Below are 26,743 nucleotides of genomic sequence, written 5' to 3'. Positions count from 1 at the left end.
ATCTTGCCTAATAAAATTAAAAAAAGGCATTTATTGGATTTAGGGATTATTATCCCATATCTTATTTTAAGCGTCATAGGTTTAATGATGGTGTACAGTACAACTTCATATGTGATGTTATCTAATGGTCAGAATTATGCAAGGCAAGCAATCTTACAGTTTGCATTTTGGATAGTTAGTCTTCTTATTATTGTGTTTATTTATAAGATGAAAACATCCTTTTTGAAAAACCAAGGATTAACCCAAACAGCAATGTTTATCATTAGCATTTTGTTATTGGTGGTATTTTTATTTCCGCCGGTCAATGGTGCGCGTGGTTGGATTAAGTTAGGCGCTTTGGGAACAATTCAGCCTGTAGAATTTTTGAAATTTATTGTTATTTGGTTTTTATCTGCTGCTCTAGCAAAACGACAACAATCGATTCAAAATGATTTTTGGCCAAGTACACGAGGTTTGTTACTGATTGTAGGGTTACAACTTGTGGTTATTGGACTATATCCCGATTTAGGAAATGCGGCAATTATTGTGCTACTTGTAATGACTGTTTTGTTAAGTAGTGGTGTAAACTACTTGCTTACACTATATACTGGAGTTGTTGCAATTGTAGGAAGTATTGTTACTGTCTTTTTAGTCAATACAGTCGGGAAACTATTTTTACCGAAATACGTGCTTGCTCGCTTTGCTATCTTCCAAAATCCGTTTTTGGATGAGTTCGGCGATGGACACCAATTAATTCATGGTTATTATGCTATGTTTAATGGAGGCTTATTCGGACGTGGATTAGGGAATAGTATCCAGAAAAAAGGATTTCTTAAATTTGCTGAAACAGATTTTGCTTTTACGATTGTTGTGGAAGAATTAGGTCTGTTAGCTGCAATTTTAATTTTAGGGTTACTCATTTATATGATTGCTCGTATCATACTCATAGGTATTCGCTCGAGCGATGCATTTAATTCCATGATGTGTATAGGAATTGGCGCATTGTTCTTAATTTCAATATTTATTAACTTAGGTGGAGTAACGGGGATTATTCCGTTAACGGGAATTACGTTCCCATTCATCAGTCAGGGTGGTTCCAGTTTACTGATGTTTTCCATTTGTATTGGATTCGTATTGAATATTAGTGCGGATGAAAAGAAAAAAACGTATCAATTAGATAATTGATTTAGAAATGAAGAGGAGTGGTTTGATGAAAAAAATTCTTGTTGCGAACCGTGGCGAGATCGCTATTCGTGTATTTAGAGCGTGTGTGGAATTAAAAATTAAAACAGTAGGTATCTATGCTGCAGAAGATGAGTATTCAGTGCATCGTTTTAAAGCAGACGAAGCCTATTTAATCGGCAAAGGAAAGCGTCCGATTGATGCCTACTTAGACATTGAAGATATTATTCGTATTGCAAAAGAATCCGGAGCGGAAGCCATCCATCCAGGTTATGGTTTTTTATCTGAGAATTTAGCATTTGCGAAACGTTGTCAGGAAGAAGGTATTATTTTCATTGGACCTACTCCATATCATTTAGATATTTTTGGGGATAAAATTAAAGCGAAAGAAGCCGCAATTGCAGCAGGAATTCAGTCTATCCCAGGATCAGATGGTCCAGTTGCGACTGTTGATGAAGTGTTGGCATTTGCTGATGAACATGGTTATCCTGTCATGATTAAAGCTGCTCTTGGCGGTGGTGGTCGCGGGATGCGTGTGGCGCATGATGAAAAAGAAGCACGTGATGGTTATGAACGGGCAAAAAGTGAAGCAAAGGCTGCCTTTGGTAGTGATGAAGTCTATGTTGAACGTTATATTGCTAATCCTAAGCACATTGAAGTACAAATTTTAGGAGATTCACATGGAAATGTCGTTCATTTATTCGAACGTGACTGTTCAGTTCAACGTCGTCATCAAAAAGTAGTTGAAGTTGCACCGTGCGTTTCTATGAATGATGAACAACGCGAAAAAATTTGTCAGGCAGCTGTTCAATTAATGAAACATGTGAATTACGTTAATGCTGGGACAGTTGAATTTTTAGTTGAAGGAGATAAATTCTACTTCATCGAAGTAAATCCTCGTGTTCAAGTTGAACATACGATTACAGAAATGATTACAGATATTGATATTGTTACGACACAAATTTTAATCGCTCAAGGGAAAGATTTACACAAAGAAATCGGCATACCTGAACAAAAAGACATCACTTTTAAAGGTGCTGCGATTCAATGTCGTATTACAACAGAGGACCCATTAAATGGTTTTATGCCAGATACTGGTAAAATTGATACGTATCGTTCCCCAGGTGGTTTTGGCGTCCGGTTGGATGTAGGGAATGCCTACGCAGGTGCTGTTGTGACTCCATATTTTGATTCGTTGTTAGTAAAAGTTTGTACGCATGGTTCTACATTCCAACAAGCGATTGAAAAAATGGAGCGTTGTCTGAAAGAATTCCGTGTACGTGGTGTTGAAACCAATATTCCATTTATGCGTAACGTCATTCGCCATCCACAATTCCGTTCGGGTGATGCGAAGACAATCTTTATTGATACCACACCAGAATTATTTAAGTTTCCACGTACTCGTGACCGCGGAAATAAAACAATGAAATATATTGGTGAAATTACAATCAATGGTTTCCCAGGAATTGAAAAACAACCAAAACGTTTCTTTGAAGACCCTCGTATGCCTAAAAAATTAGCGCATGTGGATAATCTCGTAACAGCTAAAAATATTTTAGATACAAAAGGTGCCGATGGTGTTGTTGAATGGATTAAAGAACAAAAGAATGTTCTTTTAACAGATACAACCTTCCGTGATGCGCATCAAAGTTTATTGGCAACTCGTGTGCGTACAAAGGATATTGCACGCATTGCTAGTAAAACAGAAGAAGCAATTCCACAATTATTCTCAAGTGAAATGTGGGGTGGAGCAACATTTGATGTTGCGTATCGCTTCTTAACCGAAGATCCTTGGGAAAGATTACGTATTCTGCGTAAAAAAATGCCAAATACGTTACTACAAATGTTGTTCCGTGGTTCAAATGCTGTTGGGTATTCAAATTATCCGGATAACGTGTTAGTTGAATTTATCAATGAAGCAGCGCACCAAGGAATTGATGTGTTCCGTATCTTTGATAGTTTAAACTGGATACCGCAAATGGAAAAAAGTATTCAAGCTGTACGTGATGCAGGTAAAATTGCCGAAACAGCAATTTGTTATACAGGGGATATTAATGATTCTTCTAGAGCAAAATACTCGATTCAATATTACAAAGATATGGCGAAAGAATTAGAAGCTTTAGGGGCACATACAATTGCCATTAAAGATATGGCAGGTCTATTGAAACCTCAAGCATCGTATCGTTTGATTAGTGAATTAAAAGAGACTGTTGATGTGCCAATTCATTTGCATACGCATGATACAAGTGGTAATGGTATCATTACTTACTCTGCAGCGGTAACAGCTGGTGTAGATATCGTTGACGTAGCGATGAGTGCTATGAGTAGTAATACTAGTCAACCAAGTTTGAGTAGCTTGTACTATGCGTTAGTCAACGGAAAACGTGTACCAGATATTAATATTGAAAATGTACAAGAGTTAAATCATTATTGGGAAGATGTCCGTATGTATTATCAACCGTTTGAAAATGGTTTAAATGTTCCTCAAACAGAAGTATACATGCATGAAATGCCCGGTGGACAATATTCTAACTTGCAACAACAAGCAAAAGCAGTTGGCTTAGGCGATCGTTGGGATGAAATCAAAAAAGTTTACCATACTGTTAATATGATGTTTGGTGACATTGTGAAAGTAACTCCATCGTCTAAAGTAGTGGGTGATATGGCGTTATTCATGGTTCAAAATGATCTGACAGAAGAAGATATTTATGAGCGTGGAGAATCAATTAGTTTCCCTGAGTCTGTGATTACCTTCTTCCAAGGTGAATTAGGTCAACCAACAGGTGGGTTCCCAGAAAAATTACAAAAAATTATTTTGAAGGGCAGACCTGCATTTACTGACCGTCCAGGTGCATTAGCGAAACCAGTTGATTTTGAACAAGTGAAAGCAGAATTAGCAGAATTAATCGGTTATGAGCCACAACATCATGAAGTATTGAGTTACTTGATGTACCCTGAAATTTTCTTAGCATATCGTAAAGCGTATGATCAATTTGCAGATATTAAAGTGCTAGATACCCCAACATTCTTCAGTGGTATGCGTCCAGGTGAAAAAATCAATGTTGAAATTGAAAAAGGGAAAAACTTGATTATTCGCTTAGATGACATTGGCGAAGCTGATGTTGAAGGTAACCGCACGTTATTCTTCAACTTGAATGGCCAACGACGTGAAATTTCGGTGAAAGATACTTCAATTAAGAGCACGGTAACTGCGAAACGTAAAGCAGAACCCACCAATAAAGAACAAATCGGTGCTACTATGTCAGGCTCTGTTTTACAAATTACTGTGAAAAAAGGCGATCGTGTGAGTCGTGGTGATACGTTAATGGTTACTGAAGCGATGAAGATGGAAACGAGTATCGAAGCACGTTTCGATGGTGTAGTCGATCACGTGTATGTTACTGAAGGTGAGGCAATTGCTTCAGGTGATTTATTAATTGAAATTAAAGAAAATTAATGAGAGGTTGAAATGAAAATGAAACATAGGGGAATCTTATTTAGTGTGATTTTTATAGGATGTATTATTCTCTTATATGGACACCCAATTTGGTTTCCTCAAGTTTCAACCCCGGCAACCGATGAAGTCAGAAGAGAACCTTCTCCTACCTCGTGGAACTATAATCCAATTCAAGCGGATGGTTTTGCGCATTGGATTGGAGAAGAGTTATCTGATTTTAACAAGGTTTATGGAAATCCAGAAGAGGCGTATCCTTCTGGATTTTCTTTTAGTATTCAACACTATGAGTTAGAGAATCACACGCATTTGGAAGTAACAACAGAGCATAATCGTGTGACGAGCATTAAATTCTTAGGTACTCAAGATAAAGAGATTACGCCATTTCAATATGGTATGACAATGAATGATTTAACCAAATTGACGATGGTGTATCCTAATTTTACAATTAATTATGAAAATCATACGGTTGGTTTCGAATTAATGGAAGATGATATGAATTATCGTCCACTAATTGCTTTTGATAATGGGACGTTTGCTATTTTATTTTTCAGCCAAAAGAAAACAGAGAGTGCCTTATATAGTGTCATGTACTTAGATAAAGCAACTTTGTTGAAATTAGCACCTTATCAGGTAACAGAAGGGTCCGTTCCACGTTTTTCTATGGAAGAAGATGCTGATTGGGATGTCATTAATCAGAGTAAACAACGGCAATCTAGACATATTTTTCAATATCTGCGTCAAACAGATAAGCGCCCAGAATTTGTAACTGATGTTGGCACACAAATGACAGCGGAGCAACTTTTAGGTGATTTTATTGCTCATTCGGAAGATTTTTTAACGACGGAAAAAGAACAAAAGTTACGTCTCATTCAAAAAGGTGGCGAAAGTGGTCAGTTTTCGGTTGGAAAATCAGAGTTGGCAGATTTGTTGGCGAAATATAAAATACAAGAAGCTAATGTGTACTTAGAGCTACCGATTTACGATCCCACGTTTACTATTTTAACTTGGTATAGCACTCCTTATTTGCATACTCGATTTATGCATCAGGAATTAGAGTCGTTAGGAATTGCCTTTTCAAAAGAAAATATGGTAGTCTTATTACAGAATGGACAAAATAAAGTAGAGGATAGTGACGACAATTGATTTATGATGATCAATTTTTTGAAATAGAAGACCAGATACAAGAAGTGCTAGTTTGTTTGCAACAAAGTAACACTTATCAAAATTATTTGGAAAATAAAAAGAAGTTATATGCAGATGAAGAGGTACAAATAGTCCGTGCTGATTTTTTGCAGAAAAAAGAAGCGTTTGAACGTATCGAAGCGTATGGTAGTTATGCACCAGACCATCGTGAAAAAAGGCGAGCGCTTCGCAAAGCTAAACGGGTACTAGATGTACATCCGCTTGTTGCGGAATTTCGTTTTTCAGAGACTGAATTACAAGGGATTTTAGATGAGATGACTATCAAGATTGCTCATTGCATTTCTGATGATATTAAAGTAGATACTGGTAATCCATTCTTCGAAACGAAATCAAGTTGTGGAGGAAAATGTCATGTTGGCTAGCACAGAAGAATTTACTATGCAAAAACGTCGTGGATTGGTGGTATGGGTCTATAGTTTACGTCAATTGAAAAATTTAAGACGTTTCGGATTTGTCCATTATGTTTCAAGACGGATGAAATACGTCTTGATGTATGTGAATGAAGAAAATGTGGAAGAGAGTATTGAAAAAATTACACGCCTGCATTTTGTTCGTGCGGTAGATCCGTCACATCGTCCAGATATTGAGATGAATTTTGCTGAAAAAATAGGAACTAAGGCTGCGTTTCAAGTGACAGAAGAATCTCTGCATTTGGAAGAACAGTAAAAAAGGAAGGTCGGACTTTTATTACATAGACCGACCTTCTTTTTACGTGAAAACTCTGGAGGAGAAAGGGAAGAAAAAATATGCGTGTAGTATCAGGTGAGTATCGTGGCCGACGTCTTAAAAGTTTAGATGGCAACAATACACGTCCGACAAGTGATAAAGTAAAAGAGTCTATTTTTAATATGGTTGGACCTTACTTTGATGGAGGAAAGGCATTAGATTTATTTGCTGGTAGTGGTGGTTTAGCAATTGAAGCCGTTTCTAGAGGGATGGACTATGCAGTATGCGTGGACAAAAGTTATCCTGCAATGAAAGTGATTCAAGAAAATATTAAGTTAACCAAAGAACCAGAGAAGTTTCAAACACTCAAGATGGATGCCAATCAAGCATTGCAAAAGCTAGCACAAGAAGAGCAAGTCTTTGATTTGGTATTGTTGGATCCTCCATATGCGAAGCAACAAATTATCGCGCAAATTGAAAAAATGATTGAATACCAATTGCTAAGTGAGCGTTGTGTCATTATATGTGAGACTGATAAAGCCGTTCAGTTGCCTGAAAAGATTCAAATGTTTGAACAAGTGCGTCATCAAGTATATGGAATGAGTGCTGTGAGTATTTATAGAAACGAGGCGTAGAAATGGAGAGAATTGGATTATTTCCCGGAAGTTTTGATCCGTTAACCATGGGACATTTAGATACAATTGAACGAGGATCGAAACTCTTCGATAAATTATATATTGGTGTTTTTGTCAATACGAATAAGCACTCGTTTTTCCCAGTTGAAGAAAAAGTTAAACTGGTAGAAGAGGCAGTTGCTCATTTAGAAAATGTGGAAGTTGTTTCTCAAGAAACGGAATTAACTGTGACGACTGCTGAGCGTTTAGGAGCGAATTTTTTACTACGTGGTGTTCGTAATTTAAAAGATTATGAATATGAACGAGAAATTATGGAGATGAATCGTCATTTAGCTCCTTGGTTGGAGACGGTTTTCCTCGTATCAAAATCAGAATACAGTCATATTAGTTCAAGCTTGCTAAAAGAAGTGCTTATGTTTAATGGAGATGTGCAAAAATATTTACCTAAAAATGTGTACGCCGCAATTAGAAAGCGTGGCTACTAATGAAAAAAACATCCATTAAGTATTTTTTATTATTTATCGTAGCAACAGTTATTGCGGCTTGTGTTTTTGTACCGATTCCCTATTATATAGAAAAGCCGGGATCAACCATTGATCTGAAACAACTAGTAACGGTGAATGGCAATGAAGACAAGCAACCGGGGTCCTTTTCCTTAACTTCGGTCGGGGTGCAGCAAGCCACAGTGTTAACCGCATTGAAAAGTAAGTTTAGTTCCTTTGAACAATTAGTGTCAGAAGAAGAGATGTTTGGTGGTTCAAGCGGGGAAGAATATGACCAAATTCAACGGTATTATATGGAGTCTTCGCAAAATAATGCGATTGAACAAGCGCTAAAGCAAGCTGGTCGTCCGTATGATTTTGAATATAAAGGTGTTTACGTGATGAGCGTTGAGCCTAAATCAAATTTTTACCATGACATTTCAGTCGGCGACACAGTCACACAAGTTGATGGCAAACACTTTGAAAATAATCAAGAATTTATTGATTATGTCCAGAATAAAAAAGTGGATGATGAAGTGACGATTACCTTTATTCATCAAAATAAACAAAAGCAAGCAACTGGGAAATTAATTGAATTGTCAACGAAAAAACCTGGCATTGGTATTACTTTGGTTGATCATACAGAGATTGAATCGGACGACAAAATTGATTTTCATGTGGAAAATATTGGTGGTCCTTCTGCTGGATTGATGTTCACACTTGAAATTTACGAACAGTTGACCAAGCAAGATTTACGTAAAGGTAAGAAAATTGCTGGAACAGGCACGATTAATAACGAAGGAGAAGTAGGTCGCATTGGCGGGATTGATAAAAAAGTTGCCAGTGCAGATCAAGAAGGAATGGAAATCTTCTTTGCACCGGATGATGAATTAACGGCTGAAGAAAAGGCAGCTTATCCAGAATTGCAATCAAATTATGAAGAAGCAAAAGCTGCGGCTGAAAAAATTCATTCTAAAATGAAAATCGTGCCAGTTAAAACATTGCAAGATGCATTAGATTATTTAGAAAATATGTAAAAAAGCGACGGTCTTAGTAGACTGTCGCTTTTTGTTGACTAATAAAGTTCTAAATATTGTTCTCTTTCCCAAGTAGAAACGGACTGTTTATAACTGTCCCATTCCAAGCGTTTTGATTCAACAAAGTTGTTATAGATATGAGAGCCTAGCGCTTCAATCACTACTCTATCATTTTTTAATTCTTTTAAGGCGTTATGCAGAGTAGATGGTAAATCTGAAATTTGTGCTTCTGCACGTTCTTCTTCATTCATTGTGTAAATATTACTATTAACAGCTGGGGTTGGAACTAATTTGTTTGAGATGCCATCTAGTCCCGCTTGTAATAAAACTGCCATTGCTAAATAAGGATTTGCGGATGGATCCACTGAGCGTAATTCCAATCGTGTTGATAATCCGCGAGACTCAGGTACACGAATTAATGGGGAACGATTTCTGCCGGACCAAGCAACGTATACAGGTGCTTCATAACCTGGAATGAGACGTTTATATGAATTAACAGTTGGGTTGCAAATAGCAGTGAATGCTCGGGCATGATTTAAGAGACCAGCTAGAAATTGATAAGCCGTTTCGCTTAATTGCATCTCGCCATCTGCATCAAAGAACACATTCTCATTATCTTTAAACAAAGACATGTTGCAGTGCATACCTGAACCATTGATTCCATAAAGTGGTTTAGGCATAAAAGTAGCGTGTAAACCGTGTTTTCTAGCGATTGTTTTAACAACTAATTTAAATGTTTGGATGTTATCACAAGCTTCTAAAACATCGGCATATTTAAAGTCAATTTCGTGTTGTCCAGGAGCAACTTCGTGATGGGAAGCTTCGACTTCGAAGCCTAGGCTTTCCAGTTCTAAGACAATATCGCGTCGGCAATTTTCACCTAAATCAGTAGGGGCGAAATCAAAATAACCGCCTTGGTCATTCAAATCAGTCGTGATATTTCCTTGTTCGGTTAATTTAAATAAGAAGAATTCCGGCTCAGGACCTAAGTTAAACGAAGTAAAGCCGAATTCTTTCATTGCTTCGAGTGCGCGTTTTAAATTTCCGCGAGGATCACCGGCAAAAGGTGTGCCATCAGGGTTGTGAATGTCACAAATTAAGCGAGCGACTTTTCCGTACTCACTTTCCCACGGGAAAATCAACCAAGTATCTAAATCAGGAAAAAGGTACATGTCGCTTTCTTCAATACGAACAAAGCCTTCAATTGAGGAACCGTCAAACATCATTTTGTTATCAAGTACTTTATCTAGTTGACTAATAGGAACTTCTACATTCTTGATTGTTCCTAGGATATCAGTAAACATGAGACGTAAAAAGCGTATATTTTCCTGTTTGACAATTTCTTTAATGTTAGCTACAGTCTGTTTTTCTTTTTTCATAAGATCCCGCCTTTTTATAGTTGCTCTTAAATTAGAACGTCCGTGAATTTTTTATTTCTACTGGGAATATATCAATTATTTTTTTGTTTGTCAATCGTTTATGTTATAAAATGTAACACGTAAAAAGTTTTTTTATCTTTTTTAGCTAAAAATACAGAATTTGTGTTAGGTTTTGTTACATAAAAAACATTCAATCAAAAAATGATTGAATGTTTTTTGAAATTACCCTCTCAAATCATCTAAAAATTCCGTTTTTGTGAGTGTTTGTTCATCAACGTTTTTAATGATTTTTGCTGGTGAACCAGCAACGACTGTGTGGGCAGGAACATCTTTGGTTACGATTGAACCGGCGGCGATTACAGCACCTTCTCCAACGTGTACACCTTCTAAGACGACTGCATTTGCACCAACTAAGACATTGTCTTCAATAATAACGGGGCTTGCTGAAGGTGGCTCTAAAACACCAGCTAACACTGCACCAGCTCCGATATGTGCACGCTTGCCAACAACAGCTCGTGCACCTAGCACTGCACCCATGTCAATCATGGACTCTTCGCCAACGACAGCGCCAATATTAATAATTGCTCCCATCATAACAACAGCATTTTTTTGAATGACTGCTTGATCCCGAATAAATGCACCAGGTTCAATTCGAGCATCAACGGATGTTAAATCAAGCATAGGAACTGCAGAATTACGACGATCGTTTTCTAAATAATAATCAGTAATGTAAGTCTGATTATCCTTTAAGAAAGTTTGAATCGCCTCTGCTTCGCCAATAGCAATATTTCCGAATATTTTTACTTTATCGCTTGATATTTTTGTTAAATCGCCATTAAAATAAGCTTTCACAGGTGTTTGTTTTGTTGCTTTTTTGATAAACTCTGCTAATTTATAAGCATCTGTAAATTGTATGTTTGACATAAAATGTTCCTTTCTATTGATAGAATGATGGGAAAATGAGTAATTGGTAAAAATCATATTAAAATTATATACTATATGATAAGTAGATATCAAACATTTTACTGAAAGAAGTGAAAAAAAGATGAAAATTCCTTTTGAAATACAAAAATTAAGACACAATGTGACAAAATATCGTCGAGAATTACATCAAATCCCTGAATTAGGATTGAATGAAATAAAGACAGCACGATATTTGCGAGAAAAATTAACTAGTTTTGGGATAAAAGAAATCGATACGATGATTGAAACTGGAACGATTGCTGTTTTTCACGGGAGAAAGCCTGGAAAAACGCTTGCTTTTAGAACTGATATTGATGGATTACCAGTGACAGAAGAAACTGGTGTTGATTATGCTTCCCAAACGTTTGGGAAGATGCATGCTTGTGGACACGATGGACACATGGCAACCATGTTAGGTTTTGCGCAATATTTGAGCGAGCATCCAGAAATTATTAAAGGCACGATTGTCTTGATTTTTCAACCTGCAGAAGAAGGACCCGGTGGAGCTCAATTGATGATTGAAGCAGGATTAATTGAAAAGTATCAAATTGAACAAATTATCGGCTTACATGTTTTCCCTGACCTTCTTGAAGGCACAATTGGCTGTCGACCTGGTCCAATGATGGCGAGAAATGGGGAAGTAAATATCCAGATTAAAGGTAAAAGTTCACATGGGGCACAACCTCATAAAGGAGCAGATGCGATTTTAGCAGCAGCAGCAGTGATTCAAGGTTTGCATACTATTTTATCACGCAATATTAGTCCGATGGAAAATGCGGTTTTGACGTTTGGGAAAATTCAGGGCGGTGAAGCAATGAATATTATTCCTGGTGCAGTCTTTTTAGAAGGTACGATGCGTGCCTTTAATGATGATGTGTACCAGACAATGACTGATAAAATTGTGATGATTACTCAAAGTATTGCAGCCGGATACGGGTGTGAAGCGATAGTTGAGTTTAACCATATGTACCGTGTGGTTAAAAATGATACGCAAATGGTCAATGCACTGCAAGAAATTGTAGGAGAGAGTTATATAGAAGTGCCACCTTATATGTTGGCAGAAGATTTTTCTATGTATCAGCAAGTAGTGCCTGGTCTATTCTTTTTTGTAGGTATTCGTAATGATGAAAAAGGCTATACGTATCCATTGCACAGCAATAAAATGCAATTTGACGAAGAAAATTTATTGGCAGGTATTACTTGTTATGTCGCTTTGATTGATGCGCTTAATTGATTTTTTTCCTAGTCATTGAAAAAATACGGATAGGTTCCAACTAGAAATTATGTTATAATTTTTAACAAAGGGAGAGTGAAGAGTTGTGGAAATCAAGAGACAGAAGCCAGTTGTTGAAGCGTATCATTTTGATATGCGCACACCAGAAGATAATGTAGAACCAAAATTAAATGTGGGCTTTGCACCATTAAAAGCACCAGATGAAAACTATCCAAAAGAAAATAGCATTTTAGGTGCAAGATTACAGTTTCAAGTGGTCCTTGCTGAATTCATTATCCGTGGAACAATTGGACAAATTAACCATATTATTGGACGCCAAATCAGTAAATCGGATGATTTATCAAGAGAAGAAGCCAATGAGTTGGTTGAACCTTTGTTTGACATGTTGCAACGCCTGACCTATGAAGTAACTGAAATTGCGACAGATAAACCCGGTATTAAACTAAATTTTAATCAAGAAGAGGAATAAAAGACATGTTTACAACGAATTTTCAAGTAATGATTTATGTGGATGATGTACCTAAATCGGTTGCTTTTTGGGAAGCTTTAGATTTTGTGGTTATCGACAAACAAGAATTAGACGGTACTCTTGTAGTGGAGATTGCGCCAAGCAGTGATGCACAAGGACATTTTGTCTTATATGATCGTGAATTTATTCAACGTCATTCTCCAGAAGTTGCAACAAATTCTGCTTCGATTATGTTCAATGCAGAAAATATCATTGATTTATACAAAAAAATTACCGCTTTAGATGTTGAAGTCGGTGAATTAATCCAAATGGAAGAGCAAATGGTATTTAATTTTGCTGATCCAGATGGTAATTATTATGCGGTGTCTGGGAAGTAGACAAGTCAAAATACAGTATTATTAGTTACCCAAACGATGGGAAGGAGAGCCTTTTTAAATGTGGATCTTCATCTATCGTTTGGGTGTTTTTTATATATGGAAATGTTTAGTAGTGATTTTATTTAATAATTGTCGGAAATTTCGATTAATAGTATCATCAATTGTTGCTTTATTTTTCACTAAATAAATTGTACGAGATAATGGAATATCATTTAATTCTTTTGAGCAAAGCGCATGCGTCAAAATCTCTTCTTGAATTAAAAATTCAGAGATAAAAGCAATTGTTTGTCCGTATTCTAGCACTTTTTTCATAGTAGTTACCGAATCTAATTCGATGCCATTTAATTCTTTAATTGAATAATCTAACCATTGCTCCAGAATAGATTTACTAGAGCTTTGTTTTTTGTGAAAAAGAATTGCTTGGTTGAGAATATCCGCTTTGGTAATTGTTTTTTTCTGGTTAAATGGATGGGTGTTACCAAAGACTAATTTCAGTTGATCGGTTCCTAGTTTTTCATAAATAAGATCGGGATGTTTCTGTGGAGAGCCGATTAAAATACCAAAATCTAATTGGAAACTAGCAAGTAATTCTTCAATTTTCGGTGAAGTATCGGAAACAACGGACAATCTTATTTGTGGATACTGAGTTGAAAAGGCGTGGATAATTTCTGGCAAAAAAATTTGATTCGCCAAATCGCTAACACCCAAACGAAACATCCCGCGATTTCCTTGCTGGCTTGATTTAGCGAAATAAGTTAGTTCTTCATGTAAATGAACGATTCGCTGTGCATAACGCTGCACGACCTTCCCTTGTTTAGTTAAAATAAAATGTCCTGATTTTCGATAAAATAATTGCAATCCTAGTTCTTTTTCTAAGGACTGGATATGAAAAGAAACAGTAGATGGCGTAATGTCGAGTTCTTTAGCGACGATTGCGCCTTTTTGATATTCACATAATTTTGAAAAAACCAGTAGTTTAAAATAGTTCATAGAAAAATTCCTTTCAAAAATTCGAATAATTGATTCCATCTTCTAGTTTACCTTAGTAATTTTGATTTAATGTTAACAATACGTTAACGTTAAATCAAAATAGAACAAGTATCATAGGTGTTGAGGGAGGGATGAGTGTTAAATGACGATTGAGTTACGGGGAATTAATAAAAAATATGAAAATAAAGTAGTTTTAGATAATATTACGTTAACATTACGAGAAAAATTTAGCACAATTCTTGGAGAATCAGGTTGTGGTAAAACTACCTTGCTGAAAATTTTAGCTGGTTTAGTAACACCTGATAATGGAGAAATTATGCTAAATAAAAATAAGCTTTTTTCAAAATCGGAAAAAGTCAATTTACGCCCGAATCAACGAAATTTAGCAATGGTTTTTCAAGATTTTGCTTTGTGGCCCCATATGACGGTGTTTGATAATGTAGCGTATAGCTTGAAAGGTAATAAGGAAGAAAAAGCGGCGAAAGTAATGGATGCACTTCGGATGGTTCAATTGGAAGAATTTGCTCAAAGAAGACCAAGTGAACTATCAGGTGGTCAACAGCAGCGTGTGTCACTGGCTCGTGCCTTAGCGCCACGACCGAAAGTTATTTTATTTGATGAAGCTCTATCTGCTTTAGATGCGGTATTACGAGAAAAAATGCAGACAGATATTGTGCAATTAATTAGTCAAACAGATAGTCAGGCCGTTTTTGTTACACATGACCAACACGAAGCAATGTCCATGTCGGATCAAATTATTGTTATGGAAAAAGGCAGAGTAAGTCAAATCGGCACACCAAAAGAAATTTATGAAGAACCAGCTAATCACTATGTAGCAAACTTTATTGGAAAAATTAATCTCTTGGAGAAAGATGTTTTGATTCGCCCAGAATTTGTTCATGCTAGTAAGGGGGATTCGAAGCATTTACATCGGATATTTCGTGTCTTACGAAGTCAATTTACTGGTAATTGCTACATCATTCATGGTGAGGTTGATGGAAATCCTTGGCTTTTCTACTCTGAAACACCTTTTGTTCCTGGTGAACAATGTGACGTTTATTTTGAAGAACAACAGTTAATTAAAATTGGAGGCTATTAAAAATGAAAATGAAAAAATTAGGAATGTTAGCATTTGGGTTATTGGCGTTATCTGCATGTAGTACAGGAAAGACGACCGAGACATCTGAAACGAGTGACAAAAATAAAACCGAAACGAAAGAAACCTCAAAGGAAGCAACTTCACTGGAAGGAAAAGAGATTACCGTTTATTCCGCTGGTCCCGATGGTTTATCAGAAAAATTAAAAGTGGCGTTTGAAGAAAAGACAGGGATTAAAGTCAATTTATTTCAAGGAACAACTGGCAAAATTTTGGCTAAACTAGAAGCTGAAAAAGGGAAACCCTTGGCTGATGTATTAGTTTTAGCGTCATTAAGTTCAATGGATAGTTTGAAGCAAGCAGATCAATTACAAGCATACGCTGAAGCAATCGGTAAAGAAAACCTGAACGAAAACTGGTTGGATGCTGATGATTTCTATTTCGGTTACAGTGCATCGGCATTAGGAATTACGTATAACAGTAAAAATGTAGAAGAAGCACCAAAAGATTGGGCAGATTTAGCTGATGCAAAATGGCAAGATGCCTTTAATATTCCAGATCCAACATTATCAGGTTCAGCCTTAGATTTTCTATATGGTTATACAACAACAGAGCAAGGGTGGGAGACCGTCACCTCTTTGTTTGATAATGGTATGCAGATTATGGGTGCGAATAAAAGTGCGTTAGATGCTGTGATTACCGGTGAGAAAAATGCAACGGTATCGGGTGTAGATTACATGGCTTACAAAGCAAAAGCTGATGGAGAACCAATCGAAATTGTTTATCCAGAAAGTGGGACAGTGGTAAGTCCGCGTGCAGTTGGCATTACCAAAACAGCGAAAGAAGTGGCAGCATCACAAGCTTTTGTAGACTTTTTATTATCAGATGATGGTCAATCTTTGGTTGCTAATGCGTATTTATTACCTGGGAATAGTCATATTCCTGTGAAAGACCGACCAGCATTAGCAGATCTTAAACAAATTGATGTGGAGTGGCAAGACTCTGAAGAAAAACAAATGGATGTGCTGCAAAAATTCGCTAGCATTTCTCAAAAATAATAGTAGGTTATTTTATGATTACAAATAAAAAATATTTCGTAAGCATGATGCTAATCGTTGGATTTCTTACAGTATTACCAGTCATCTCGCTATTTCAGTATGCTTTTTTTTCTGAAAATCATTTTTCACTAAAGGAAATGACCACTATTTTAATGATGAATCAAACGTATCAATTACTGATTCAGTCGTTAAAATTAGGGGGCTGGGTTGTTTTAGGGACATTGTTAATTGCTTTTCCATTGGCATTGATTACAACTAAAACAACATTAAAAAAATACCAATGGCTGGATATTCTGTTTACTCTGCCTTTTATGACACCGCCTTATATCGGTGCGATGGGTTGGATTTTATTTATGCAAAAAAATGGGTTTTTAACACAGTTATTTCCAAGCCTTGCAGGGTTATCGACTCCATTTTTCTCCTTGTTTGGAATGGTTATGATTATGAGTCTGCATCTGTTTCCAACGTTTTATCTCATGTTAAAAAATAGTATGCTGACATTGGAAGGGTCTTTTCAGGATGCAGCGAAAATTTACGGAAAAAATAGTTTTGTAAACTGGTTGAAAATTTCGTTACCATTATTAATCCCCAGTTTTTTATTAGGTGGTTTATTTATCTTTGTCAAAACGCTAGCAGAGTTTGGTACCCCAGTAACCTTTGGCACACGAATTGGTTACCGCGTATTTACGACGGAAATTCATGTCAATCTTTCTTCGTGGCCCGTAAATATTCCGAAAGCCACGCAATTATCTTTTGTTCTATTTATTTTGTGTTTTATTTTATGGTTGATTCAAGTGAAAATCATTCAAAAATTTATCTATGGGACTGTTTCAGCATCAACTAGAGCACCTAGGATTGTCACAAATAAATGGATTCAAGGGTTGTCAGTTCTTTTTGTTATCGTGATTTTGTTATTTGCAATCGGTATTCCTTATTTCTCCATTTTAATGACTTCGTTGATGAAAATTAGAGGTGATGGTCTGGCTTTTAGCAATTTAAGTTTAGATGCATATATCCAACTTTTACAGAATCAAAATGGTGGCTTGTCAGCGTTTCTGAATAGCTTGTTGTTTGCTATTCTAACAGGAATGATTACAGCTACAATAGGATTCTTTGCGGGTATCTATATTTACAAAGGCACACGTTATTCTCAGAAACTTATCGATTTTTTTGGTTTAATACCGAATATTGTACCAGGAATTGTTATGGTTGTTGGTTTGATGTTATTTTGGAATGCTTCATGGTTGCCTGTCAGCTTTTATAACACACGAGCGATGGCTATTTTAACTTACTGTACTTTGTTTCTTCCGTACTCAATCCAGTATGTTAAAAACAGTATGTTGCAATTGAATGAATCGATTTTTGAAGCGACAGATGTTTTTAGTGAATCTTCACTTCAAGCTTTTATTAGGATCTATTTTCCGCTTCTAAAACGTGGTGTTCTAACAGGGATGATGATGACATTTATTATTTCAATGAGAGAATTAGTTGGTTCATTGTTAATTTTACCACCTTCAGTTGAAACAAGTGCGACGTTCATTTATCGCCAATTTGAGCAAGGAAATGCGAGTGCTGGCATGGCGATGGCGGTTCTCACAATTATTATGACTTGCTTCCTTATGATTTGGATTGAGAAAAATAAAAAATAGGAGGTGAAGAAAATTCATATTGAAATTTTAGGTGGTTGTGGAGAATACGGGCGCAATTGTTTTTATGTTGAAGAAAACCAGCAAGCGATTTTGCTGGATTGTGGGATCATGAATGATCAAAGCCAGCAGCTCCCTGATTTACAACTACGGCATGTCGAAAAATTACAAGCGGTGTTTATTTCGCATCTGCATAAAGATCATGTCGGAGCTTTGGAATATTTAGCTAAATTAGGGTATAAAGGTCCAGTCATTCTCTCTGATTTGACGTACCAATGGCTCCCCGAAAACGACTTATTTACCTTTTGTCCGTTTGTGACATCCGAGCAAAAATGGCAAACAGTCGCGGATAATTTACAATTTTTGTGGGGCTATTCTGGTCATGTCATTGGTAGTGTGTGGTATAGTCTGATTTTTAATCAACAAACAATTTTTTTCTCAGGCGATATTTCTTTAAGTTCAACATTGTATCCCGTGCATATGCCACCGTCATTGGCTTATGAATTAGCTTTTATTGATAGTGGGAATGCGGGGATGCAAATCAACAATTTAGTGAGTAAAGAGCAGATGCGCCGAATTATTACAGCAAATCCCAATAATATGTATCGTATCACAAGCAAATTTACTGCAAAATGCTTAGAAATCCTACTTTATTTATTTGAAACTACTACCGCAAAACTTTTTATTGATGAGGATATTGAGCGTTGGCTAACATTTCATCAGAAACACTCAAAAAACTTGTTGTATCGGACACAGCAAACAATGAATGCTCTTTTTGAAAGTAAGCGGCTATGTAAAAGGAATCAGCTAGAAGCAGGCATCTATTTTTTAACCAGCAAAAGCGAAATTCTTTCTACCGATATCGTAGGAACTTTGGATAATATACCATTTAAAAACCATTTAGATACAAATGAGATTTATTATTTACAAAATTATGTAGGGGCAAAAGAAACGATTTATTTTCATAGTGAACAATGCACACCGCAGACGACATGGTTAGAAATACTAGCGAATTCACATTAATTTTTTTGGAAAGGAAGTTTTTTTATGAAAAAAGTAACAGCTCTCCTAGGTACATTGTTTCTAGCAAGTTTGCCAATCATTGGGGGAACGACTACTGTGTATGGTGCAACAATTAATCCCGCTGTCGAAATTAAATACAACTTAGATCCTGCCCAATTCTCAAAGGAACAGATTAAAACAACCTTTTCTGCACAAGAGGACGAGCGTTTAAAAGTTTATTTCTTTGATACAGAGGAACGGACATTCTTTGCTAATAACGCTATTCAGCGTTTACGTGTATATGAAGGGAAAGATAAATTTGATATCACGTATAAAATACGTTTCCAAGACTTATCCTTAGAAGAGGCGACTGCTGAATTGGCTAATCATGGATTTACTGGTTCAGAAAGTAATTATAAATTTGAAATTGACAGTAAAAATGGACAAGACCCATTGTCTGTGAGTCGTAAGGAAAAAATAAAAAATACCAAACAAATCTCATATGATTTTGTGGATGCTAAAGCTGCATTACAGGCGGTTCAAGATAACGCGCCTAAAAAAATAAAAGAGTGGGTTCCAAATGGCTGGTTTAATTTGACACTTCAAAACAGCAAAATGACCGAACCAGCAAATGTTCAAACCTATGTTGGAAGTTATCAGGGGATTCCTGCTGAAATTGAATATTGGGAATATCAGGGGCAGACAATGATTGAGCTTTCAACGAAAACAACACAGGACATTGCGCCACAAATCAAAACAACTTGGCAAACAGAACTTGAATTAGCAGATTTCTTAAGTACGGATCAACGGGGAAAAACGAATTTTGTATTATTTTCAGAATAACTAAAAACATATTCAAATAATAGCTAGATTGTGGTCGAAAGGGAGAAGCTAGTTATTATTTGAATAGTTTTTTTTGTATAAAATTTAGTTTTTCTTATTTTCCTCAAATTCACTTCGCAACAAGCCGTAAATCAATAAATCATGGTAACGTCCAAAACGGAAAATCTCTTGTCGTAAGCGTCCTTCAAGGGTGAAACCAAATTTTTCGTATAAGTGAATGGCCCCTTCGTTAAACGCAAAGACTTCTAATTTAATCTTATTAATTGGTAAATAATCAAATATGAAGCGGGTTAATAGTTCTAAGGTTTCATAGCCGATTCCTTGATTATGCCAGTTAGAATCGATGATTAACCCAATTTCACAATGGGAATGATTGTGATTTAGCTGATACATACAACAACTGCCAATTAACAAATCATCTTTTGTATAAATACCAAGTAACACATCATCATTATTGGAACCCCAACGTTTTTCGAGTGTGGCTTTATCTAATGAAAGAGGCAATTCATCATCAGCGAATAGTCGGTTTGTTGCGAGATTTTCAATTTCTAACAGTCGGTCAATATCCTCTTCCGGAATTAGCTTTAGCGAAACGATGTTACCGCTTAAAAAATTAGTTGGTTGAAACATGTGAATCCTCCTTATGATGAATTAATGTTATGATGAGTATAACAAAACAACGAAAGGAAGAGTAGACATGAAACCATATATTTACGTATTAAGTGATATTCATGGGCGCTATGATTTGTTTCAAAAGCTACTAACAAATTTTGATCCTCAGCAACATCAGCTGGTTTTAATTGGGGATTTAAATGACCGTGGCAAGCAAAGCAAAGAATGTTTCTTGTTAGGAAAAGAATTGGTTGAGAAGTATGATGCTATCTATTTACGTGGTAATCATGAAGAATACTTTCTACAATTTCTGGCTTCCCCTGAAGACTGGTTACCAAGCTATGTACGTAATGGAGGAAAAGAAACAATTGATAGTTTGTTGCATAGAAATGCGCTGGATGAGTATTCTCCGACAGAAATTGCGATGATGATTCGTTCACGTTACAAAGAATTAATTGAATTTTTGATGGCACGTCCTCTGTATTTTGAATGGGAAAAATATATTTTTGTTCATGCTGGTGTTGATTTGACCCAAAAAGATTGGCATGATACTGATCCACGCGATTTTATTTGGATTCGTGATGCGTTCCACCAAGGGAAGAATACAACAGGAAAAACGATTGTCTTTGGACATACAATTACTCCGATGCTTCATGGGGATATGCAGACGACTGATTTGTGGTTATCAGATAATAAAATTGGTATTGATGGTGGAGCTGTTTTTGGTGGCTCTGTTCATGGGGTCATTTTTGATAAAAATGGCATTGTTCAAGATATTGAATACCAAAATTTGGATGGTCCGTGGCAACCAGAGTTTTAACTTTTCTAATTTATGGTAAAATAGAAAAGATGTGACAAGAAAGGTGAGAGCAACATACATGAACGAAAAAATTCTTCAAATGTTACAAGCGGAACTGACAAGTTATCGTGGTAATCAACTAAAAAAAGTATTAGAACTACTGAATGAAGGAAATACGGTTCCTTTTATTGCACGTTATCGAAAAGAAATGACGGGCAATTTAGATGAGGTACAAATTCGGGAAATTGAAGAACGTTATACTTACTTAGAAAATTTAGAAAAACGTAAAGAAGAAGTTGTGCGTTTGATTGATGAACAAGAAAAATTAACGCCTGAATTGCAAAAAAATATTCTTGCGGCGACTAAAATGCAACAAGTAGAAGATTTATATCGTCCGTACAAACAAAAACGTCGGACGAAAGCAACAATTGCCAAAGAAAATGGCTTAGAACCTTTTGCGAATTGGTTATTGTCGTTTCCTAAGGAAGACGTGTATCAAGAAGCGTCAAATTATGTCAATGAAGCAATTGAAACGCCCGAGCAAGCCTTACAAGGTGTCCATGAGATTTTAGCGGAACAATTTGGTGATTCGGCTGTTTTTCGCACGTGGATTCGTAGCTATATTTACAATAAAGGAAGCTATACAAGCAAGGTGAAAGACGGTGACAAAGACGAAAAAAGTGTGTATGAGATGTATTATAATTTCTCAGAACCAATTAATAAAATTGTCTCACATCGTGTATTAGCAACCAACCGCGGTGAAAAAGAAGGGATTTTAAAAGTTGCGTTACTTTCAGATGATGAAAAGGTGTTCAATTACCTAAACCGACAACTTATCAAAGATAGCTCTTCGACAGCTACGCCATTTATTATTGAAGCTTATCAAGATGCGTACAAACGCTTCATTGGACCGGCATTGGAACGCGAAATCCGCAATGAATTAACCGAACAAGCAGATGAACAAGCCATTGCCATTTTTGGTGAAAATCTACGGAATCTATTATTGCAACCGCCATTGAAAGGGAAAGTCGTTCTTGGATTTGACCCAGCATATCGCACGGGTTGTAAATTAGCGGTTGTTGATGCAACAGGGAAATTATTGGCAATCGAAGTCATTTATCCGCATAAACCGGCAAATGCAGAGAAACGTCAAGCTGCTGCTTCTGCTTTTGTGAAGCTCGTTGAAAAATATCAAGTCGATATGGTCGCTATCGGGAATGGTACGGCTAGTCGTGAGTCAGAACAATTTGTGGCGGAACAATTAAAAGCTATTACTCGTGATGTTTTTTATGTCATTGTTAATGAGGCAGGTGCTTCGGTTTATTCCGCAAGTGATACTGCCCGCCAAGAGTTTCCTGATTTACCAGTAGAAGAACGTAGTGCCATTAGTATTGCTCGACGTTTGCAAGATCCATTAGCGGAATTGGTTAAAATTGAACCAAAAGCAGTCGGTGTTGGCCAGTATCAACACGATGTCTCACAAAAACGTTTAGCAGAACAACTAGACTTTGTTGTTGAAACGGTGGTTAACCAAGTCGGTGTTGATGTGAATACAGCAAGCCCACAATTATTGCAACATGTTTCCGGTTTGAATAAAACAACGGCACAAAATATTGTGAATTACCGCGAAGAAAATGGTGCATTTACGCAACGAAATCAATTGAAGAAAGTACCGCGCTTAGGACCAAAAGCCTACGAACAAGCGATTGGATTTTTGCGTATTCCTGGTGGTAAAAATATTTTAGATACGACGGGTATCCATCCTGAAAGTTACGATGTAGCAAAAGAAATTTTACAAGTTGCTAAGGTGCCTTTAACTCAACTTGGCGAAGAACCCGCTAAAGAAGCTTTAAACCAATTAGACATCTCTCAATTAGCAACCCAGTTAGCAGTAGGGAAAGAAACACTGATTGATATTGTCAAAGCCTTAGTTCAACCAGGAAGGGACATGCGTGATGAAATGCCCGCTCCACTATTACGTAAAGATGTGTTATCGATGGAAGATTTAAAACCTGGTATGGAACTGAAAGGAACAGTCCGAAACGTAATTGACTTTGGCGCTTTTGTCGATATTGGTGTAAAACAAGATGGATTAGTTCATATTTCTAAATTAACGAAAAAGTTTGTCAAGCATCCAAAAGATGTCGTGGCAGTTGGTGACGTTGTGACTGTCTGGATTGATCAAGCCGATATTAATAAAGGTCGGATTAGTTTAACCATGCTTGACCCTGGCGAATCAAAATGACTCAAGAAGAATTACAAGCATTAGTGGAACAAGTGTCTTTGGATTCATTTGGGAAAGCATTTCGTCACCGTGCAGTCTTTAATGCACGATTAAAAACAACTGGTGGTCGTTATCATTTGAACGACCATCATTTAGATTTTAATCCAGCCATGTTACAACATGGACAGGAAGTATTTGTTGGCATTATTAAACACGAACTGTGTCATTATCATCTGCACCTTGAAGGGAAAGGGTATCAACACAAAGATGCTGATTTTAAAGCATTGCTTGCCAAAACAGGAGGCAGTCGCTTTGCTCCTTCTGTGACTAAAAAAGTAACGGTTCAACGCTATCAATGTCAAAATTGCAATACGGTGGTTGAAAGACGAAGAAAAATAAATACCAATCGTTATGGCTGTGGCAATTGTCGTGGGAAATTACTTTGGATAGATACCCGAACACTTGTTAGGTAAATAATGAGAGAATAATAAATCTTAGACAAACTAAAGTGAAACCCGTTGCTTTTTTTGATGTTTTATAAGATAATATGTCCCAGTTCGATAGTAATAGGTAGAAAAGTGGGAGTAAACATAGTTGATTCAGATGAACTAGTAAAAGAAACCACTAGATGTATGACTAAATTATTTCTACTTAAATTTTAATCAAGACGACGCACTGGGTGTCTTTTGAGAAAAGAGGATATTAAGTATGACAAATTCAACAGATAAAATTTATCATTTTGTAGGAATTAAAGGATCAGGAATGAGTTCGTTGGCTTTAGTGTTACACGAACAAGGATTAACGGTGCAAGGTTCAGACGTGGAAGAATATTTCTTCACGCAACGTGACTTAGAAAAAGCAGGGATTCCGTTGTACCCATTTGACGCAGAAAATATTCATGAAGGTTTAACTGTGATTGCAGGGAATGCCTTTACTGATGCGCATGAAGAGTTAGTTCGTGCACGTGACCTTGGTTTAGAAGTGATTCGTTACCATGATTTTATTAGCCAATTTATTCAAAACTTTACAAGTATTGCCGTAACAGGCTCACATGGAAAAACGAGCACGACAGGTTTATTATCACATGTCTTAACAGGGATTTGTCCAACAAGCTATTTAATTGGCGATGGTACAGGACATGGGGATCCCGATGCCGAAGTATTTGCCTTTGAAGCTTGCGAATACCGTCGTCATTTCTTAGCGTATTCACCAGACTATGCAATTATGACGAATATTGATTTCGACCATCCAGACTACTATAAGAGTATTGACGATGTCTTCTCTGCATTCCAAGTAATGGCAAATCAAGTGAAAAAAGGCATTTTAGCTTTTGGAGACGATGAATATTTACGTAAATTAGAAGCAGATGTCCCAATTTATTACTATGGTGTCAATGAAGATGACGATATTCAAGCACGTAATATTGTTCGTACGACACAAGGTTCAGCATTTGATGTGTATTTTCATGATAAATTTATTGGCCATTTCGTCTTACCAGCATTTGGTCAACACAATATTAATAATGCACTGGGGGTCATTGCGACAGCTCATTTAGAAGGCTTTGATATGCAAAAAGTTGCGGAAGAAATGTTGACTTTCCAAGGCGTGAAACGTCGTTTTAGTGAAAAAATTGTTGCGGATATGACAATTGTGGATGATTACGCACATCATCCAGCTGAAATTAAAGCAACTATTGATGGTGCACGTCAAAAATATCCTGACAAAGAAATCATTGCGGTGTTCCAACCACATACGTTTACACGTACAATTGCATTAATGGACGAATTTGCAGAAGCGCTAGATTTATCTGATCAAGTGTATCTATGTGATATTTTTGGTTCAGCCAGAGAATCTCAAGGCGATGTAAAAATTGAAGATTTAGGTGCAAAAATCAAAAAAGGTGGTCAAGTAGTGAAGGAAGAAAATGTATCACCGTTACTTGATCATGAAAATGCAGTGATTATTTTTATGGGTGCTGGAGATGTGCAAAAATTCGAACACGCCTATGAATCATTGCTAAGCAAAACAACACGCAACGTACTATAAAATCAAAACTGATTTATTAACGCTGGTTAGTAAATCAGTTTTTCTTTACTTGTTATATAAAAAAGAAAAGTAAAAAAGCCTAAGTGGAATTTCCATGCTTGCACTTTTCTATGCTTTTGATAAAATAAAAGAAAACATAATTTACATGGAGGACTGCTATTTTGATAGGTAAGCCGAGAAAACTAGGAAAAACGATTAATGAAATTGAGGAAGGAGACGCCCTTTCCGTTACAGAATCGATTGAAGATAATCAATTGTTATTGTATTTAGGATTGACCAATGATGCGAATCCATTGTACATTCAACATGATTATGCACAACAAACTGTGTATGAACGTCCGATTGTTCCTTCAGTAATGCTGATGGGAATTGTGACAAGTGCGATTTCAAAACACTTGCCTGGTCCAGGATCTCATGTAGTGAATTTTTCTGTGAATTTTGTAGAACCTGTTTATCATTATGAAACATTAACGTTTGATTTTGAAGTAATCAAAGTTGATAAAATGAAAGACGTCATTACGATTTCTGTTGAAGCAACGAATGCTGAAGAAGATCGTGTGTTAGATGCTGTGGTCATGGTTCAACCACCAACGAGAGTCGAAGAAAGCGAGGAAACAAATGAATAATCATCAAGTAATTGAAGCAAAAGGCTTGAATCAATTTTATGCCAAAGTGTATGGTATTTTTGGTTTAGGATTGGGTATTAGTGCCTTAGCAGCCTTTTTAGGCGCAAATGTCTTTTTAGAACAAACGTTGACTTTTATTCAACGATTCCCACTAGGATTAACTGGTATCTGGATACTAGAAATTGGGTTGGTTATTTTATTGAGTGCGAAAGCGAAAAGTAATCCAGCGTTAACAATTGCAGGATTTATTGTCTACTCCTTATTAAATGGTTTGGTTCTGTCAATTACCATTTTAGCTTACGGTGTAGATAATGCAGCCAAAGCCTTTGTCGTAGCGGCCACAACTTTTCTGGTTATGTCGTTTATCGGTATTTTTACCAAACGTGATTTAAGCGGAATTGGTCGTGCGGGAATTAGCATGTTATGGGGCGTAATTATTGCGACTATCGTGAATATTTTCTTGCAAAGTTCAGCTGTTAGCTACTTTTTAGATTATGTCATTGTTTTGATTTTTGTCGGTTTAACAGCTTACGACAATCAACGAATTCGCCAAGTCTACTTTGCGACCCAAGGGCAAGATAATTTAGGCTTTGCTGCTTTTATGGCATTGCAATTGTACTTGGATTTCATCAACCTATTCTTATCACTATTACGAATTTTTTCAAGAAATTAAGCAAAGAACGAATGCTGGCAAACCAGTGTTCGTTTTTTTTGCCTAATTAATCGCATTCCGTCGAA

Annotated in this window: 25 protein-coding genes and 1 pseudogene; 22 read left to right on the top strand and 4 right to left on the bottom strand. The window is 36.5% G+C overall.

From position 1 onward, the window contains the following. Positions 1-3: 3 nt before the first annotated feature. The 8 genes and pseudogenes from BAU17_RS09975 (at position 4) to BAU17_RS09940 (ending at position 8,641) form a co-directional block, all read left to right on the top strand. The gene (locus BAU17_RS09975; RefSeq protein WP_161902670.1) at positions 4-1,164 is read left to right on the top strand and encodes an FtsW/RodA/SpoVE family cell cycle protein; all 1,161 of its coding nucleotides are present in this window, start codon (positions 4-6) and stop codon (positions 1,162-1,164) included. Positions 1,165-1,189: 25 nt separating this feature from the next. Beyond that, entirely contained in the window at positions 1,190-4,618 is a 3,429-nt protein-coding gene (locus BAU17_RS09970) for a pyruvate carboxylase (RefSeq protein ID WP_161902669.1), read from the top strand. A 12-nt stretch (positions 4,619-4,630) separates the two neighbouring features. Then, positions 4,631-5,761, top strand: coding sequence for a CAP-associated domain-containing protein (locus tag BAU17_RS09965; RefSeq protein ID WP_231474664.1), 1,131 nt, complete (start codon positions 4,631-4,633; stop codon positions 5,759-5,761). Further along, entirely contained in the window at positions 5,758-6,183 is a 426-nt protein-coding gene (locus tag BAU17_RS09960) for a YlbF/YmcA family competence regulator (RefSeq protein ID WP_161902668.1), read from the top strand. The genes BAU17_RS09965 and BAU17_RS09960 overlap by 4 nt, the downstream gene beginning before the upstream one ends. After that, positions 6,173-6,487, top strand: coding sequence for a YlbG family protein (locus tag BAU17_RS09955; protein WP_161902667.1), 315 nt, complete (start codon positions 6,173-6,175; stop codon positions 6,485-6,487). The genes BAU17_RS09960 and BAU17_RS09955 overlap by 11 nt, the downstream gene beginning before the upstream one ends. Positions 6,488-6,564: 77 nt before the next feature. After that, positions 6,565-7,122 (top strand): annotated as a pseudogene (gene rsmD / locus BAU17_RS09950) (16S rRNA (guanine(966)-N(2))-methyltransferase RsmD); the annotation flags it as partial. A 2-nt stretch (positions 7,123-7,124) separates the two neighbouring features. Beyond that, positions 7,125-7,607, top strand: a complete 483-nt coding sequence (gene coaD, locus BAU17_RS09945) for a pantetheine-phosphate adenylyltransferase (protein WP_161902665.1) — start codon at positions 7,125-7,127, stop codon at positions 7,605-7,607. After that, positions 7,607-8,641 carry a SepM family pheromone-processing serine protease gene (locus BAU17_RS09940; RefSeq protein WP_161902664.1) on the top strand — a complete coding sequence of 345 codons (1,035 nt, stop codon included), beginning with the start codon at positions 7,607-7,609 and terminating at the stop codon, positions 8,639-8,641. Before coaD ends, BAU17_RS09940 begins: the two co-directional genes overlap by 1 nt. A gap of 38 nt (positions 8,642-8,679) precedes the next feature. Here BAU17_RS09940 and glnA read toward each other — a convergent pair whose 3' ends face one another. Both glnA and dapD read right to left on the bottom strand, forming a co-directional pair. Beyond that, the gene (glnA, locus tag BAU17_RS09935) at positions 8,680-10,020 is read right to left on the bottom strand and encodes a type I glutamate--ammonia ligase (protein WP_161902663.1); all 1,341 of its coding nucleotides are present in this window, start codon (positions 10,018-10,020) and stop codon (positions 8,680-8,682) included. 222 nt (positions 10,021-10,242) lie between these two features. Further along, positions 10,243-10,944: a 2,3,4,5-tetrahydropyridine-2,6-dicarboxylate N-acetyltransferase gene (gene dapD, locus BAU17_RS09930; protein ID WP_161902662.1), complete on the bottom strand. Its 702-nt coding sequence runs from the start codon at positions 10,942-10,944 to the stop codon at positions 10,243-10,245. Positions 10,945-11,065: 121 nt separating this feature from the next. Here dapD and BAU17_RS09925 point away from each other — a divergent pair, with 121 nt between their 5' ends. The 3 genes from BAU17_RS09925 to BAU17_RS09915 all read left to right on the top strand — a co-directional run bounded on the left by BAU17_RS09925 (position 11,066) and on the right by BAU17_RS09915 (position 13,063). Beyond that, entirely contained in the window at positions 11,066-12,217 is a 1,152-nt protein-coding gene (locus tag BAU17_RS09925) for a M20 metallopeptidase family protein (protein WP_161902661.1), read from the top strand. A gap of 85 nt (positions 12,218-12,302) precedes the next feature. Further along, positions 12,303-12,686 carry a DUF1149 family protein gene (locus BAU17_RS09920; protein ID WP_161902660.1) on the top strand — a complete coding sequence of 128 codons (384 nt, stop codon included), beginning with the start codon at positions 12,303-12,305 and terminating at the stop codon, positions 12,684-12,686. A gap of 5 nt (positions 12,687-12,691) precedes the next feature. Continuing rightward, positions 12,692-13,063: a VOC family protein gene (locus BAU17_RS09915; protein ID WP_161902659.1), complete on the top strand. Its 372-nt coding sequence runs from the start codon at positions 12,692-12,694 to the stop codon at positions 13,061-13,063. A gap of 90 nt (positions 13,064-13,153) precedes the next feature. Here the strand turns inward: BAU17_RS09915 and BAU17_RS09910 are convergent, their stop codons facing one another. Further along, positions 13,154-14,053, bottom strand: a complete 900-nt coding sequence (locus BAU17_RS09910; RefSeq protein ID WP_161902658.1) for a LysR family transcriptional regulator — start codon at positions 14,051-14,053, stop codon at positions 13,154-13,156. A 142-nt stretch (positions 14,054-14,195) separates the two neighbouring features. Here BAU17_RS09910 and BAU17_RS09905 point away from each other — a divergent pair, with 142 nt between their 5' ends. Genes BAU17_RS09905 through BAU17_RS09885 form a run of 5 tightly spaced genes read left to right on the top strand, consistent with a single transcriptional unit; the run spans position 14,196 to position 19,698 of the window. Next, positions 14,196-15,152, top strand: coding sequence for an ABC transporter ATP-binding protein (locus tag BAU17_RS09905; protein WP_161902657.1), 957 nt, complete (start codon positions 14,196-14,198; stop codon positions 15,150-15,152). A 2-nt stretch (positions 15,153-15,154) separates the two neighbouring features. Beyond that, positions 15,155-16,207: an ABC transporter substrate-binding protein gene (locus tag BAU17_RS09900; RefSeq protein ID WP_161902656.1), complete on the top strand. Its 1,053-nt coding sequence runs from the start codon at positions 15,155-15,157 to the stop codon at positions 16,205-16,207. A gap of 14 nt (positions 16,208-16,221) precedes the next feature. Continuing rightward, complete coding sequence (locus tag BAU17_RS09895) at positions 16,222-17,856, top strand: ABC transporter permease (protein ID WP_161902655.1); 1,635 nt, start codon at positions 16,222-16,224, stop codon at positions 17,854-17,856. Between the two features lie 3 nt (positions 17,857-17,859). Beyond that, the gene (locus BAU17_RS09890) at positions 17,860-18,876 is read left to right on the top strand and encodes an MBL fold metallo-hydrolase (RefSeq protein WP_231474661.1); all 1,017 of its coding nucleotides are present in this window, start codon (positions 17,860-17,862) and stop codon (positions 18,874-18,876) included. 24 nt (positions 18,877-18,900) lie between these two features. Beyond that, positions 18,901-19,698 (top strand): hypothetical protein, encoded by a 798-nt coding sequence (locus tag BAU17_RS09885; protein ID WP_161902654.1) that lies wholly within the window; start codon positions 18,901-18,903, stop codon positions 19,696-19,698. An 84-nt stretch (positions 19,699-19,782) separates the two neighbouring features. Here BAU17_RS09885 and BAU17_RS09880 read toward each other — a convergent pair whose 3' ends face one another. Next, positions 19,783-20,328 carry a GNAT family N-acetyltransferase gene (locus tag BAU17_RS09880; RefSeq protein ID WP_161902653.1) on the bottom strand — a complete coding sequence of 182 codons (546 nt, stop codon included), beginning with the start codon at positions 20,326-20,328 and terminating at the stop codon, positions 19,783-19,785. A 67-nt stretch (positions 20,329-20,395) separates the two neighbouring features. On the opposite strand from BAU17_RS09880, the gene BAU17_RS09875 reads away from it, so the two are divergent. From BAU17_RS09875 to BAU17_RS09850, 6 genes are all read left to right on the top strand, one after another. After that, a complete protein-coding gene (locus tag BAU17_RS09875) occupies positions 20,396-21,130 on the top strand; it encodes a metallophosphoesterase family protein (protein ID WP_161902652.1) in 735 nt (244 codons plus the stop codon). A 79-nt stretch (positions 21,131-21,209) separates the two neighbouring features. After that, positions 21,210-23,354, top strand: coding sequence for a Tex family protein (locus BAU17_RS09870; RefSeq protein ID WP_420022107.1), 2,145 nt, complete (start codon positions 21,210-21,212; stop codon positions 23,352-23,354). Beyond that, positions 23,351-23,806 carry a SprT family protein gene (locus BAU17_RS09865; protein WP_161902650.1) on the top strand — a complete coding sequence of 152 codons (456 nt, stop codon included), beginning with the start codon at positions 23,351-23,353 and terminating at the stop codon, positions 23,804-23,806. Before BAU17_RS09870 ends, BAU17_RS09865 begins: the two co-directional genes overlap by 4 nt. Positions 23,807-24,041: 235 nt before the next feature. Continuing rightward, positions 24,042-25,379: a UDP-N-acetylmuramate--L-alanine ligase gene (gene murC / locus BAU17_RS09860; RefSeq protein WP_161902649.1), complete on the top strand. Its 1,338-nt coding sequence runs from the start codon at positions 24,042-24,044 to the stop codon at positions 25,377-25,379. A 158-nt stretch (positions 25,380-25,537) separates the two neighbouring features. Next, positions 25,538-26,005 (top strand): MaoC family dehydratase, encoded by a 468-nt coding sequence (locus BAU17_RS09855; protein WP_161902697.1) that lies wholly within the window; start codon positions 25,538-25,540, stop codon positions 26,003-26,005. Further along, on the top strand, positions 25,998-26,678 hold the full coding sequence (locus tag BAU17_RS09850; protein WP_161902648.1) for a Bax inhibitor-1/YccA family protein: 681 nt from the start codon (positions 25,998-26,000) through the stop codon (positions 26,676-26,678). The genes BAU17_RS09855 and BAU17_RS09850 overlap by 8 nt, the downstream gene beginning before the upstream one ends. Positions 26,679-26,743 lie beyond the last annotated feature (65 nt).

Source organism: Candidatus Enterococcus willemsii (genome assembly GCF_009933335.1).
GTDB lineage: Bacteria > Bacillota > Bacilli > Lactobacillales > Enterococcaceae > Enterococcus_F > Enterococcus_F willemsii.
The sequence above is the reverse complement of the archived record's forward strand: the minus strand, read 5'-3'. Positions and strand labels throughout refer to the sequence as shown.